Genomic DNA, 13,624 nt, shown 5'->3' with positions numbered 1-13,624 from the left:
GTTCATCATGAACAGACCTGCTAACAGGTTTCTTCTAAAGCCCATTAGCTTAGCCGTTGCAGCAAGTATTTTGCTTCCAGCGTCTATGGCTTTCGCTCAATCAAACGAAGACGAAGTGATTGAGGAAGTTGTCGCTACCGGTACACGCCTAAAGGGCACGGCGACGGCAGTAATGGAAGAACGTAAAAATCAAGCTTTCGTAGCTGACATCATGGGTGCTGAGCAGATAGCTCGTACTGGTGACAGTGATGCTGCGGGTGCACTTCGTCGTGTAACTGGTCTAACGCTGGTAGATGGTCGTTTCATCTACGTTCGTGGTCTTGGTGAGCGTTACTCATCAACACAATTAAACGGCGCAATCGTGCCAAGCCCAGATCCAACGCGTAACGTAATACCTCTCGACTTGTTCCCGTCGAGCATTATAGAAAGCCTTGCGGTTCAAAAATCGTATTCGCCTTCCATGCCTGCGGCATTCGGTGGCGGTAACGTAAATATCCGATTGAAATCTATACCTACACAGCGTGTTTTCAACGTATCAGCTGCGGTTGGTATCGATACGGAAAACTCTGGCGATGTCCTGGATTATGCTGGTGGCGGTCGCGACTGGACAGGTGAAGACGACGGAACCCGCGCAGCCTCAGCTGCTATCCAAGAGCGTTGGGATTCAAAGAATTTCCTAGACGACCTAGAGCCCGAGGAAGCGCTAGAGTTGTTCAAGGGCGTTAACAGAGAATATGGGCTTGAGAGAGAATCAGCTGACCCTGATATGCGCGTTAACGTTACCTATGGTGACAGTTACGACTACGACGACGACTGGCGCTTCGGCTTCCTAGTGACTTCACGTTACTCAGCCCAAACTCGCTCTTCTGAAGAATACGAGCTACAAGACCCTGACTTAGTGGGCGATGACATTATCAATGTACGCTTCTTTGACGATATTCAAGGTACTGAGCAAACGGTGACTTGGTCTTCACTATTAACACTAGGTGTAGACTACAACCGTCAACATCGTATTGATTACAGCCTTATTGTACTAAACGACACGCGCGATGAAATTCGCGAAATGTTTGGTAACACGGAAAACTTGAACCAAGCAGAAGGTTTGCGTATTCGCGATATCGACGTTCAGTACGAAGAACGCTCGCTTTATACCAATCAGATTAAAGGTCAGCACACCATCCCAGAACTAAACTTCATGGGTATTGACTGGACGTACTCGTTGGGGCGCTCTGTACGTCACGCGCCGGGTAACTTCAATGCGCGTTTCGTAATGGAAGACGTGAACCAAGACGGCATCTTCGATGATGAAAACGAAATCTTCTTGTCAGATGCACAAACTGCGGCTCGATATACGTTTCAAGACCTTCACGATCGCTTGGAAAACTTTGGCTATAACGTGACTTACCCCATGACAATGGGTAAGTGGGAAACCGAGTACAAAGTGGGTGCAAGCTTTGTAACCAAAACACGTACTGCTGAAAACCGTCGCTTCGACATTAATACACTTGGTGTTGAAGACCGTTCAATTCTAGACGGTAACGACTTTAGCGAAATCTTCAGCGACAGCGTTTTAGACACCTTATCTTTGTCTAGCCGACCCATTATTCGTGATACGACTATTGCTGGTGATGACTATGTAGCGGGCCAGAAAATTGATGCTTACTATCTAGAAGCTGATTTCTTCTATGACAACAAGTGGCGTTTCACTGGTGGTGCACGTTATGAAGACTTCCGTCAGGTAGTGGCGCCACTAGACCCGCGCACAAACCAGTTTGACTTGAGTGACGAAGCGGATCGTTCGCAGCTTGCGTTCCAAGAAGACGGTTTTTATCCAGCACTTGCAGTGACTTACTTCTTAGAAGACGATATGCAGCTACGTGCAAGTATCGGTCAAACGGTTGTACGTCCCGATCTTCGTGAGGTTTCTTCGGCGACTTACTTAGACCCGTTAACTAACTTCCCGATTGCTGGTACACCTGGTGTAAGCACAACAGATATCATTAACTATGATTTACGTTGGGAGTGGTATCGCGAAGCAGGTAACAACGTGTCTGTAGGCCTATTCTATAAAGACATGGAGGCGCCAATTGAATCGGTACAGTCTCCGGCTCAGGATGGTCCACCGCTAATTCGTATTGCTAACGCTGAATCTGGCGAGGTTTACGGGGTTGAAGTTGAATTCCTACAAGACTTAGCCTTCATTGGCGACGGTATTTGGGACAACTTGTTTACTACAGGTAACATCACTGTCAGTGATTCTGAAATCGTATTAGATCGTCAGAACATCGTTGAGCAAACTGGTGTTTCTGCGGCAATTACTAATGTTGAGCGCCGAATGACCGGCCATTCTCAGTATGTACTTAACATGCAGTTGGGTTATGACTCTGATAACGGTGAACACACTGCGTCGTTAGTATACAACGTATTCGGTGAGCGTATTCTAATTCCGGGTATTGATGGTTTCGACGATAACTTCGAACAACCATTTCATTCATTGGATATGGTATACAAGTACTACCCAGACTTTAATAGCACTGTCACATTACGTGTTCAGAATATTCTAGGCGAAGATCGTGAAATTGAATTTAACGATACCCTGCTTAGGTCTGAGACACGAGGTACAGGTATTAGATTGTCATTTAAATATGACTTCTAAAAACTGAACTTATCCTTAAGGCCGCTACATGCGGCCTTTTTTATGAGTTAAACATGACACTTTCGGTTCTAATATGACAGTTTCGTAATAAAACTGTCACAGAAAAACTCTATCCTACGCGCAGAAATTTATAGTCGGATACAACCGATTTCTTTTAACTTTAAAGGTTTGAATGTATGAAGCTTATCAATGCTTTGTTAGTTGCAGGTGCGCTTACAGCGACACCGGTACTGGCACAAGACGATGAAGTCTTAAAACCCGTTGTCGATGAGGCAGCGAAAATCAATGAGTCAGCGGCAAAATCGCAAGAAAAAATAAACGGTATTACCGATCAAATTGACAGCAAACTTCAACAGTTCAAAACATTGATGAAAGAAATCGAAGGCCTTGAGGTTTATAACACTCAGCTTCGTAAGCAAATCAATAACCAAGAACAAGAAATGGCAGATCTGAACTCAGCTATTGACGAAGTGTCTGTTGTTGAACGCCAAATCACGCCACTTATGATGCGTATGATTGACGGTCTAGAGCAGTTCGTTGCTTTAGACGTACCTTTCCTTCCTGAAGAGCGTGCAAATCGCGTAGCTGACCTTCGCGCCATGATGGACCGTGCTGACGTTGCTGCGTCTGAAAAATTCCGTCGCGTAATGGAAGCATACCAAGTAGAGATGGACTACGGCCGCACTATGGAAGCGTATAGCGGTATCCATTCAATTAACGGTCAAGAGCGTGATGTAGAATTCCTACGCCTTGGTCGTACAGCGCTAATTTATCAAACACGTGATGCTAGCATGCAGGGTGTTTGGAACAAGCAAACCCGTCAGTGGGAAGAGCTTGATAGCAGCTACCGTACACAAATTACAAAAGGTCTGCGCATGGCGAAGAAGCAACTTGCACCAGACTTGCTAATGCTGCCAGTGGCAATTACAGACTAAGAGGTTGATGAGAATGTTTAACACAGTAAAACGTATCGCTGTTGGTCTAGCAGCCCTTAGCATCAGCGTTGGTGCTTTCGCACAAAGCGACCGTGCGATGGACTTAGACGCACTTCTAAAGCAATTAGAAGAAGGTCAGTTCGCACAGTCTCAGCAAAACAAACAGCGCGAGCGTGATTTCCAATCACAACGTGCAGAGCAAGATCGCATTCTTCGCGAAACCCGTGAAAAGCGTGACCAGATGCTTGCACAATCTGAGCAGCTTGAAACTCAGTTTGAAGAAAACGAATTCAAACTGGCTGACTTAAACGGTGCACTAGACACGCGTCTTGGTTCACTAAAAGAGCTATTCGGTGTGCTGCAGCAAATCGCGGGCGACACCAAAAACAAATTCTATAACTCAGTAATATCTGCGCAAATTCAAGGCCGTTCAGAGTTCCTTGACCAAATGGCACAAGATATGGGTTCAAGCTCAAAACTTGCTTCAATTGAAGAGATTGAGCGCGTGTGGTTTGAAATGCAGCGTGAAATGACTGAATCAGGCAAGGTGACTACCTTTACCACTGACGTTGTTGAAGCTGGCGGCGAGAAAGTGAACAAATCTGTTGTACGTGTAGGTCCGTTCGCGCTAGTGGCTGATGGTAAATACCTAGACTACAACGGTGTAACCGGCACAGTGTCTGAACTAGTACGTCAACCTGCTGACCGTTACAACGATTCTGCTGCAGAACTACAAGCATCAAATGGTGAGCTAGTTCAGTTCGGTATCGACCCAACAGGTGGTTCTATCCTAGGTCTTCTTGTTCAAGCGCCAAACCTTAAAGAGCGTGTAGAGCAGGGCGGTGTTGTAGGTTATATCATTCTTATCGTTGGTGCGTTTGGTTTACTACTTGCTCTAGAGCGTCTTGTAACGCTTACGCTAACACGCATGAAAGTAAACAAGCAGCTTAAGAGCAAAGAAGTTAACACTAATAACCCGCTTGGCCGTGTACTTAAAGTACGTGACGAGCATCCAAACGCTGACGTTGAAGCGCTTGAGCTTCACCTTACAGAAGCGATTTTGGGCGAAGTGCCTAAGCTAGGTCGTAACCTGACTATCATTAAGATTATCTCAGTAGTTGCGCCGCTTATGGGTCTACTAGGTACCGTAACGGGTATGATTAACACCTTCCAGGCCATTACCTTGTTTGGTACAGGTGACCCGAAACTAATGGCGGGTGGTATTTCAACAGCACTTGTAACAACAGTACTAGGTCTTGTTGTAGCGATTCCAATGACACTGCTTTATGCAATGCTTAACACACGTTCTAAGAACATTGTGTACATCCTACAAGAACAGGCGTCTGGCGTAATTGCAGAGCGCGCTGAGCGAGGCTAATCATGATCGAGTTTCTAGAAGCAATTCGCGATTTCACAGAAACAGGCGGCCAGGTTCTCCTGGTCATCGGTCTGCTGATATTCGTTATGTGGCTTTTGATCCTCGAGCGTGCGATGTATCTGATGGTTTGGCACAAGCAAGCCAAGAAAGAAGCGGTAGCAATGTGGACAGCACGTACCGACCGCTCTTCTTGGTTCGCTGAGCAAGTTCGTCAGAAAACAATTTCACAGTTAACCATGCGCCTAAACGGCAGCATCCCAATTATTCAGTCTCTGGTAGCGCTTTGCCCGCTGCTAGGCTTGATGGGAACGGTTACCGGTATGATTGAAGTGTTCGATGTAATGGCGATTGCGGGTTCAGGTAATGCTCGTTCAATGGCATCAGGTGTATCGAAAGCCACTATTCCCACAATGGCGGGCATGGTTGGCGCACTTTCAGGCGTATTCGCCGCTACCTGGTTAACACGTATGGTGAAATCAGAACGCACGCATCTTGAGGATGCATTGATTATTCAACGTTAATGCTAGCTAAGCATTAAGGTAAGGTATTTATTATGAAGCAGCACTTTCAAAACTTAGTCGATGAAGAAGAAGCAGCCATCGACATGACGCCCATGCTGGACGTTGTATTTATCATGTTGATCTTCTTTATTGTGACTGCGTCATTTGTGAAAGAAGCCGGTATTGATGTTAACCGTCCCGAAGCAGCTACTGCTGTGAAAAAGGACCGCGCTAATATTCTTATCGCTATTTCAGATAAAGGCGAAATTTGGATTAACAAACGTCGTATCGACGTTCGCGCAGTGCAGGCGAACATTGAGCGTTTACACGCTGAAAACCCACAGGGTACTGTTGTTATTCAGGCTGATAAAAAGGCCACAACAGAAACCTTGATTAAGGTTATGGACGCGTCGCGAGCCGCTGGCGTTTACGATGTTTCGATTGCAGCCCAAGAGCAATAAATCATGCCACGATATTTAATCGCATTTGTTATCTCCCTTGCGATCACGTTAGGCCTGTTCTTCTTGATGCAATCGCTTATCAAGATGGGTGGCAGCGCACTAACTGAGCCGCCTAAGGGAAGCGTGCTTGACTTTGTTAGGGTCAAGCAGGATGAACAGGTTGAGAAAAAAGATCGTAAGCCGAAAAAGCCACCTAAGCCAAAAGAGCCACCTCCGCCAATGGAGCAACCGCAAATGGACTCGCCTTCTCCTGATGCAGAAGGTACGTCGATGGATTTCGGGGCCGAAGTGGGAGACGACATCTCTTTAGATGGAGGCTTGGCCCTTGAGTCAGGTGACGGTGAATACCTCCCGATCGTTAAAGTTGCGCCGGTATATCCACGACGTGCACTTCAACGGGGCATTGAAGGCTTTGTTATTGTTGAATTTACGGTAACTAAGCAAGGTGCGGTGCGCGACCCAATTGTTGTAGAAGCAAACCCAGAAGGTATATTTGAACAAGCGGCTATCGATGCTGCCATGAAGTTCAAATATAAACCTCGTGTTGTTAACGGCGAAGCAACAGAAGTGTCTGGTGTGCAAAACCGTATTACGTTCCAAATTGACGGGTAACAGAACATGATGAGAAAACAGACGAATACATTGCTTAGTGCACTGGCGTTTGCATTTGCATCGGCCACGGTATCTGTACCTAGCATGTTGGTTGCCAACGACGCTATTGCACAAGAGCAAAAAGCCAGCGAGAAGAAAACTCGCCGCGTACCTACATTACGCGGCAAGGTTTACGAACAGCTAGCTCGGGCACAAACGGCGGCGGATGAAGCAGGTAATATTGAAGAAGCTATCGCTATACTGAAAGAAGTAGAAGATAAGTCTGACTCAATGAATGCCTACGAAAAAGCCATGATGTACAACTTTTTCGGCTTCATTTACTACAACAACGAAGACTATGCAAAAGCGTTGGAATCGTTTGCTAAAGTGGTAGAGCAGCAGCCTATTCCTGAAAAGTTTGAAATGACCACACTTTTCAGTTTGGCTCAGCTTAACCTTATGCAAGGTAATTACGACGACACCATCACTTATTTAGAGCGTTGGGAAAGCCTAAATACGGGTCCAGTACCGGTTAAAAATAAGGTCATCAAAGCCCAGGCGTACTACCAAAATAAACAGTACGACGAAGCTGCAATGTGGATTTCTGAAGCCGTTGCCGATCACGAAGCGGAAGGCATGATCCCTGACGAAGGTTGGTTAATACTTCAGCGTGCTATCTTCTATGAACTCAAGCAGCCTCAAAAGGTTAAAGACGTTCTTATTAAAATGGTGAAGTTGTTTGACGAGCCTAAATATTGGATCCAGCTAGCCGGTATGTATGGTGAGCTAGGTGAAGAGCGCAAGCAGTTAGCCATCATGGAAACCGCTTACCAGCGCGGGTTTGTTAATACGTCTGCTGACGTGTTTAACATGGCACAGCTTTATTACTATCACCGTGTACCTTATAAGGGTGCTAAGTTGATGGAGCAGGCAATGAACGACGGTGTGCTTGAGAAAAACTTGCGCAACCTTAAGTTCTTAGGTCAAAGCTGGTCACTTGCTAAAGAGCAAGACAAAGCCATTCCCGTTATGATGGAAGCGGCTGAACTGTCTGAAGACGGTGAGTTAGATGCACAGTTAGCGCAAATTCTTCTTAATGAAGAGCGTTTCGACGATGCAATTGCTGCAGCAGACCGCGCGGTTGAAAAAGGCGAGTTAAGAAACCCTGGTTTGGTTTACTTGATTAAAGGCATGGCGCTGTATAATAAAAAGCAGTATGCCCTTGCGCTTAACCAATTAGCAGAAGCTGAAAAGCACCAGAAAAGCCGTGCTATGGCACAGCAGTGGAAGCAGTTTGTGCAGGGTGAAAAGCGTCAGGCAGATGCCATCGCTACCGAACTTGGTGCTAGTTAAAGCTATCGTTTAAGTTGAAACGCTAATTGAAAGGGTCGATAAAATATCGACCTTTTTTTATTTCTTCATGGGTAATTATTTATGCGGACTGGTATTAAATTAAAAGTCGCGAATTATTCGGTTTGTCAGATAGTGTTTGTAGTGACTATAAGTCTATACGTGATTGGCGAACCAAATTAGCCACTGATGCCATTTGTCCTTCTGCTTCTAGCTGATTCCAATGGCTTTTAGTTTCTAATATTTCCTTCTTGATTGAAATAAAGCACTCCACCAGTTTGGGATCGAAGTGTTTACCTGCTCCTTCTCGAAGGTGTTCAAATGCTTCATCGTCAGACCATGCTTTTTTATAAGGGCGTTTCATCGTTAGCGCATCGAAAACATCAGCAATGGCAACAATACGAGCACTTTCGGGGATATCTTCTCCAGCCAAACCCTCGGGATAACCTGTACCGTTCCACTTTTCGTGATGACATAAGGCAATTTCTGCAGCAAGAGCAAAGAGCGGGGTGTCGCATTGAGAAAGGATTTTATGACCGATTTGTGCGTGAGTGCGCATCACTTCCATTTCGCTATTTATTAATCGGCGAGGCGCTTTTAAAATAGCGTCAGGAATACCTATCTTACCTGTGTCGTGCATAGGCGCCGCTTGCGCTAACAAGCATGCATCTTCATAGGACCAGCCCCACGCAATCGCTAAGCATTTACTGTAAGCGGCCATGCGCCAAATGTGATGCCCAGTATCTGTATCATTATAATGGCCCGCTGTCGCTAACATAGTAATGGCACTTTGCTGGCTTTTGCTAAGCTCTTCAGTCCGCTTTGTCACTAAGTTTTCCGTGATACGCATTTGATGAGCAAGGCTTATATGGGTCTTCACGCGTGCAAGTGTAATACTTGGTGACACTGGTTTAGTTATATAGTCGACAGCGCCGAGTTTAAACCCCTTTTCCTCGCTTTCTCCTTGGGTCAATGCGGTAACGAAAATAATTGGGATTTGACCCAGTAGTCTATCTGTCTTTAGCTGCTTGCAAACTTCAAAGCCATCCATTTCTGGCATCATAATATCTAACAATATTAGGTCTGGCGTAAACTGCTGCACTATTTTCAGAGCAACAGCGCCAGATGGCGCGACCTTAACATCGTAATAGGGACTAAGTATGCCAAGCAGTATGTCAATATTGGCTGGCTCGTCATCGACAACAAGTACGCTGAATCTATTATTTGTCGGTCTCGGTTTATTCATTACAAATATTGTCTTTCAATTGGTTAATTAACGTTAAAGCACCGTCAAAATCATAAACGGCTGCAAGCTGCTTTATTCTATTTATTTCATGAGAGTGGCGTGACTCTGCCTGTTGTGCTGCAAAGCTTGATATATACTCAAGGGCTTTGGCATCGTAGGTTTCTAGAGCATTCTGTATAGCGTCCAAACTCGATAGGATGGAGGTTTCATCTACATTGTCATTTAATTGTGTATCGGCAATTAATGTGGCTTTGTTTACCGTGTGCGCAATGAGGCGAAGCGTTGCATCAAGCTCAAAAGACAGTGTAGCGACATGTTTTGCTTTGATTGCGTCTGGTCTTTCATCTCCGCTAATAAGTAGGTGGAGGCATTGAGCAAGAGTGGTGGCACCAATAAGTTGTGCATCGTCATATAATTGTTTCAATAGCAAGTTGTCGACAGACGGTGTGTGGAATATGTTAAGTAAATCTGACATTACGCTTTGCTGACTGTATTTATTGTAAAAAGTCATCAAAGAAGAAATAAAAGGGCTTGGCTCGTCAGGAGGGGTCACCTCAATGTAACCTGCGTGTATGTTCGTATCTATTGTATGGATTATCTCATCAGCTTTGGCCGGTTTCACTAGGTGAAAACACATACCTGATGCCAGCGCCCTTTCTGAAGCTTCCGGCGTTTCATCGGCACTTAATGCAATTATAGGAATTGTCCAGCCGTATTGCTGAGAAAGCCTTTCTGCTATCTCGTATCCCGAAATATCCGGAAGGTGACAATCGAGTAAAAGTGCGTCAAAACTTGAGGTTTCGCAAAGCGCTAAGGCTTCATGCCCTGTGGTGGCAGTAACCACTGTCATTCCTAAGTCGCTAAGTATTTGCTGACTGATTTCTACACTTATGGGGTCGTCATCAACCACTAATACTTGTTTGGAAGCTAACCGGATACTTCGCCACTTTTTGCTTTCTAGACCATCTATTAACTGCTTCTTGGTAGAAGTTTGCAGCGGCGAAAGGGCAGAAATAATGTCGCTATCAACAAACGGAAGCTCAACAATATTGATGTGTGAAGGTAATGTATTTCCCAATTTTTTCTTTACTTCCTGGCTGCTTAATGAGCTTAACAGTACACGCATGTTGATATTGTTGTATTTGCCGGCTTCTAGGTTATTAGAGAATCGGCTCCAGCTATCTCCATCTTCGGCTAAAAATACAATGCTTAAAGGCATAGTGTCTGGAAGCTTGTCGCTGCTTTCATCCACTACCTGACAATGAATGCCGAGTCTCTCTAATGTGTTGCCGAGTACTTCACACGCTGAACTTACGCTTTCATGTGTCTTAATGCATATGATGTTTTTAGGTAATGAGACAGGTAATAGTGGATTGGGTACGTCTTTATCGCTACGGCAAACAGGTAAAGTAAATGAAAAGCTGCTTCCTTCATTTACTTTACTTTCTAGGCGCAGATCTCCTCCCATTAGTTCTACTAATCGCTTACAGATAGTTAGGCCTAAACCCGTGCCACCGAATTTTCTTGAAATTGAAGCGTCAGCCTGAACAAAAGCATTAAATAGCTTAGACTTTCCTTCATCGCTTATCCCCATTCCTGTGTCCGATACCCTAAACATCAGCATGGCGTCTTTCGGCTCCACAATAAGTGTTACGCACCCTCTGTCAGTAAACTTAATAGCATTACTAAGGAGGTTCAGCAGTACCTGATAGATTTTTTCGCTATCTCCATGACAGGGAATACTCGTGCTACAGCGAATGTCGAAAAGAAGCTGAAGTTGCTTTTGTTGAGCTTTAACTTGAAATACTTGTGCTAACTTCTCGATGATTCTTGTTAACGTGAAAGGCTCATCAACAATGTCGATTTTATTCGCTTCTACTTTTGAGAAGTCCAAAATACTGTCGATAAGTTCAAGCAATGCGTTAGCACTGTTTTGCACTTTTTCTAAATACTGTTGCTGCTGGTCGCTATCATTTGACTCGAGTGCTAAGTGGGTTAACCCAATAATGGCATTCATTGGCGTTCTGATTTCATGGCTCATCGTCGCGAGAAAATCACTCTTTGCCTTGTTTGCGCCTTGCGCTTCGTTATAGGCTTTCTGCAGTTTGTGCTCGATGGCTTTTTGGCTACTAATGTCGTTAAAAACGCCCACATGTCCATCTGGCTTACCTTCTTTATCGAGTAGCGGAACGGCAACGATAGAAATAGGGAATAAACGCCCCCGTTTATCGGTAAAAAAATCTTCATAAGAGGTATAGGGCTTACCGCTTTTGATCGTTAGATTAACGGGGCACTGTTCTCTTGGAAGTAAGGTACCATCGCCGTTTTGGTAGTGAACGGTGTCGTGAAAACGTCTATCTTTCAATTCGTCTAACGTCCAGCCTAATAGGCGTGACGCAGCGGGATTGAGAAATTGTGTTTTACCTTCACCGTTAACCGCGTAAACACCTTCACCTATACTATTGGTAATGCTCTGATGGAAAGCTCTATCCTTTTTTAATTTTCTAGAAAGACGTTTTTGTTCCGAGATATCAGTACAAATGACGACGAGACGGTTTACTCGTTGGTTGTACTCGACAATAGGTACGACGGTTGCAAACACTGTCCAAGGCTTATTATTTTTAGTAAAGCTATTTAGTTCCCCCTGCCAAATTTCACCTTTAATCAGGGTTGCTAATATTTTGACTTGTTCAGCGGTCGAAATATTGTGAACGCGAAAAATAGACGTGTTTTGCCCTATCAACTCATCACGAGAATAACCAGAAAGCTGACAGCATTTATCATTTGCAGATAACAAGGTCCCCTGGAGATCGATGGTCGCGACTATACCGTGTTTATCCATTGCTCTGCGCTGTAACAGTAGCTCATTATTAGCGTTTTGCTGCTCCCGTATGAGCTCATACATGAGCGAAGAAAGATCTGATAAGTTAGTAAATTGCTCATCTATAAGAGGCTTATTACGCTCTTCTAGAAGTTGGTTAACTGCTAATCGTAAGGTTTCGATAACGGCCTTTTGTTCGTTAAACTCTTCACGAACCTTTCTATTTACAGCCATAAGTTCTTCAGAGCTGATATGTAAGCTTCTATCTCTAAGTTTGATATCTCTCTCGTTAAATGTGTACGACTCATCAATTCGAGGAATAAGGGCAGCAAGACCACGCTTGAGGGATTGTAGACTGGGGCTTGTGCTATTGTCGCTCTCGTCGCTGAGGCTGTTCAGCCAAGCTTTTAGCGATACGTTGTCGTTAAGCTGAAAAGCTCGGCGCAACTGACGCTCTAATAGTGAATTCAAGGTTTTTCCCTCATTAACATGAGAGTTAAGGTTTGGTTATGCAGTTCACATTGCGTTTCATTGCATGATGGACTTATTTCTCCGTAAGAATAGAACCCAGCAATAGTCGTATTATTGTTTAGTTGCCGCGCTACCTCTTCAATTTCTTCCTCAACGCGGTCACCCATGACTAACTTTCTGCCCACACAACTCGTCACTAGGGCTAGACAATGTGAATCATCATCAATATTTTTTTGGGAGATAGGCGCGATCGCTTCTATGGCGCCGCTAATAAGGTCTTCGGTGGATGCATTCATCAGGCGCAAGTACTGATTTTCATTGACCTCACCAGCCAATACTAAGCTTTTGCGCTGCTCATCGACTCCTAGAATTGTTCTGATAATACCTGTTGGCTCGCCCTCTTCATTCAGCACTTCAAAAGGGAATAGGAGCCCACTCGCCGGCAAATCATCTGCGTATTCGCCTAAGTAAGCTTTGTATATTTCCAGTGCCGGCTTGTCATCAAGTTCGAATAGGAGGTTTGCTTCTGCCGACGCCACTCTCCGAGCGGGTCCGAATGACCGCCATCCCCCGCGCGCGCCATATTCGAAAGAAAGAGAATCTCCATAAAAAGCAACAGCGACAACGCTGCGGCTATCAATTCCATCGGGGTGCAATATGTATGTCTGTTCAAACGCACCGTTATCGCCTGCAAGGCCGCCGCTTATTCCTACGTGTTGTGGTAACTGTGTCATCATACCTTCAAGCAAGGCTGAACCATTTATTTCAACACCCGGAGCCAACAAATAAACGCTTTTCAATCCTTGCTGGTCAATCATATTTGCAAGGGACTGACCTGCATCAAACGAAGACAGCATATCGCGCAAGGTTGTTTGATGGATTTTTACCGATGATGCAGATTCAAAATGCACCACAACAATAGAAATACCATCAGTAGTTACCCTATTCGCTGAAATTTCACCTGCAGTGCTACAGCCAACACTGTTTTTACACACATCATTTAAGATGTGTTGAAGCTGGGGAGAAGTAAGTAATGGGGCCGAGGCATAGGCAATAAGCAGGGAAGGGGCGAACGCTTTTAATGCGTCTTTTTGCGATATCAGCTCATCTACACTATTAAAAAAAAACGTCTTTGAAAGCATGATGGACAAAGTTAAATGGCGGCATTCCTAATTTATAGTAGGAAGCACGCCTATTTACAATGTCGGTACCTTA

10 protein-coding genes are annotated in these 13,624 nt (G+C 44.7%); 7 read left to right on the top strand and 3 right to left on the bottom strand.

Features of this window, described 5'->3' with window-relative positions:
• The first annotated feature begins 7 nt into the window (after positions 1–7).
• The 7 genes from ACXAER_RS06825 to ACXAER_RS06795 all read left to right on the top strand — a co-directional run bounded on the left by ACXAER_RS06825 (position 8) and on the right by ACXAER_RS06795 (position 7,874).
• Complete coding sequence (locus ACXAER_RS06825; RefSeq protein ID WP_474827788.1) at positions 8–2,656, top strand: TonB-dependent receptor domain-containing protein; 2,649 nt, start codon at positions 8–10, stop codon at positions 2,654–2,656.
• A 176-nt stretch (positions 2,657–2,832) separates the two neighbouring features.
• Positions 2,833–3,591 carry a DUF3450 domain-containing protein gene (locus tag ACXAER_RS06820; protein ID WP_474806290.1) on the top strand — a complete coding sequence of 253 codons (759 nt, stop codon included), beginning with the start codon at positions 2,833–2,835 and terminating at the stop codon, positions 3,589–3,591.
• Positions 3,592–3,604: 13 nt separating this feature from the next.
• A complete protein-coding gene (locus ACXAER_RS06815; RefSeq protein ID WP_474827786.1) occupies positions 3,605–4,969 on the top strand; it encodes a MotA/TolQ/ExbB proton channel family protein in 1,365 nt (454 codons plus the stop codon).
• A gap of 2 nt (positions 4,970–4,971) precedes the next feature.
• Positions 4,972–5,490, top strand: a complete 519-nt coding sequence (locus ACXAER_RS06810) for a MotA/TolQ/ExbB proton channel family protein (RefSeq protein WP_014978335.1) — start codon at positions 4,972–4,974, stop codon at positions 5,488–5,490.
• Positions 5,491–5,522: 32 nt separating this feature from the next.
• Positions 5,523–5,930, top strand: a complete 408-nt coding sequence (locus ACXAER_RS06805) for an ExbD/TolR family protein (protein WP_071817097.1) — start codon at positions 5,523–5,525, stop codon at positions 5,928–5,930.
• Between the two features lie 3 nt (positions 5,931–5,933).
• Entirely contained in the window at positions 5,934–6,542 is a 609-nt protein-coding gene (locus ACXAER_RS06800; RefSeq protein WP_012517281.1) for an energy transducer TonB, read from the top strand.
• Between the two features lie 6 nt (positions 6,543–6,548).
• Complete coding sequence (locus ACXAER_RS06795; protein WP_474827783.1) at positions 6,549–7,874, top strand: tetratricopeptide repeat protein; 1,326 nt, start codon at positions 6,549–6,551, stop codon at positions 7,872–7,874.
• Positions 7,875–8,019: 145 nt separating this feature from the next.
• On the opposite strand, the gene ACXAER_RS06790 is transcribed toward ACXAER_RS06795, so the two are convergent.
• Genes ACXAER_RS06790 through ACXAER_RS06780 form a run of 3 tightly spaced genes read right to left on the bottom strand, consistent with a single transcriptional unit; the run spans position 8,020 to position 13,551 of the window.
• On the bottom strand, positions 8,020–9,117 hold the full coding sequence (locus tag ACXAER_RS06790) for a response regulator (protein WP_474827781.1): 1,098 nt from the start codon (positions 9,115–9,117) through the stop codon (positions 8,020–8,022).
• Positions 9,110–12,409 carry an ATP-binding protein gene (locus ACXAER_RS06785; protein ID WP_474827779.1) on the bottom strand — a complete coding sequence of 1,100 codons (3,300 nt, stop codon included), beginning with the start codon at positions 12,407–12,409 and terminating at the stop codon, positions 9,110–9,112. Before ACXAER_RS06785 ends, ACXAER_RS06790 begins: the two co-directional genes overlap by 8 nt.
• Positions 12,406–13,551, bottom strand: coding sequence for an FIST signal transduction protein (locus tag ACXAER_RS06780; RefSeq protein ID WP_474827777.1), 1,146 nt, complete (start codon positions 13,549–13,551; stop codon positions 12,406–12,408). The genes ACXAER_RS06785 and ACXAER_RS06780 overlap by 4 nt, the downstream gene beginning before the upstream one ends.
• Positions 13,552–13,624 lie beyond the last annotated feature (73 nt).

Source organism: Alteromonas sp. AWJ4_199 (assembly GCF_056159165.1).
The sequence above is the reverse complement of the archived record's forward strand: the minus strand, read 5'-3'. Positions and strand labels throughout refer to the sequence as shown.

Excerpts from the sequence above, each read along its gene's own strand:
- ACXAER_RS06795 (WP_474827783.1), top strand. The coding sequence starts at position 6,549 with ATGATGAGAAAACAGACGAATACATTGCTTAGTGCACTGGCGTTTGCA.
- ACXAER_RS06825 (WP_474827788.1), top strand. The coding sequence starts at position 8 with ATGAACAGACCTGCTAACAGGTTTCTTCTAAAGCCCATTAGCTTAGCC.
- ACXAER_RS06800 (WP_012517281.1), top strand. The coding sequence starts at position 5,934 with ATGCCACGATATTTAATCGCATTTGTTATCTCCCTTGCGATCACGTTA.
- ACXAER_RS06815 (WP_474827786.1), top strand. The coding sequence starts at position 3,605 with ATGTTTAACACAGTAAAACGTATCGCTGTTGGTCTAGCAGCCCTTAGC.
- ACXAER_RS06820 (WP_474806290.1), top strand. The coding sequence starts at position 2,833 with ATGAAGCTTATCAATGCTTTGTTAGTTGCAGGTGCGCTTACAGCGACA.
- ACXAER_RS06780 (WP_474827777.1), bottom strand. The coding sequence starts at position 13,551 with ATGCTTTCAAAGACGTTTTTTTTTAATAGTGTAGATGAGCTGATATCG.
- ACXAER_RS06810 (WP_014978335.1), top strand. The coding sequence starts at position 4,972 with ATGATCGAGTTTCTAGAAGCAATTCGCGATTTCACAGAAACAGGCGGC.
- ACXAER_RS06790 (WP_474827781.1), bottom strand. The coding sequence starts at position 9,117 with ATGAATAAACCGAGACCGACAAATAATAGATTCAGCGTACTTGTTGTC.
- ACXAER_RS06805 (WP_071817097.1), top strand. The coding sequence starts at position 5,523 with ATGAAGCAGCACTTTCAAAACTTAGTCGATGAAGAAGAAGCAGCCATC.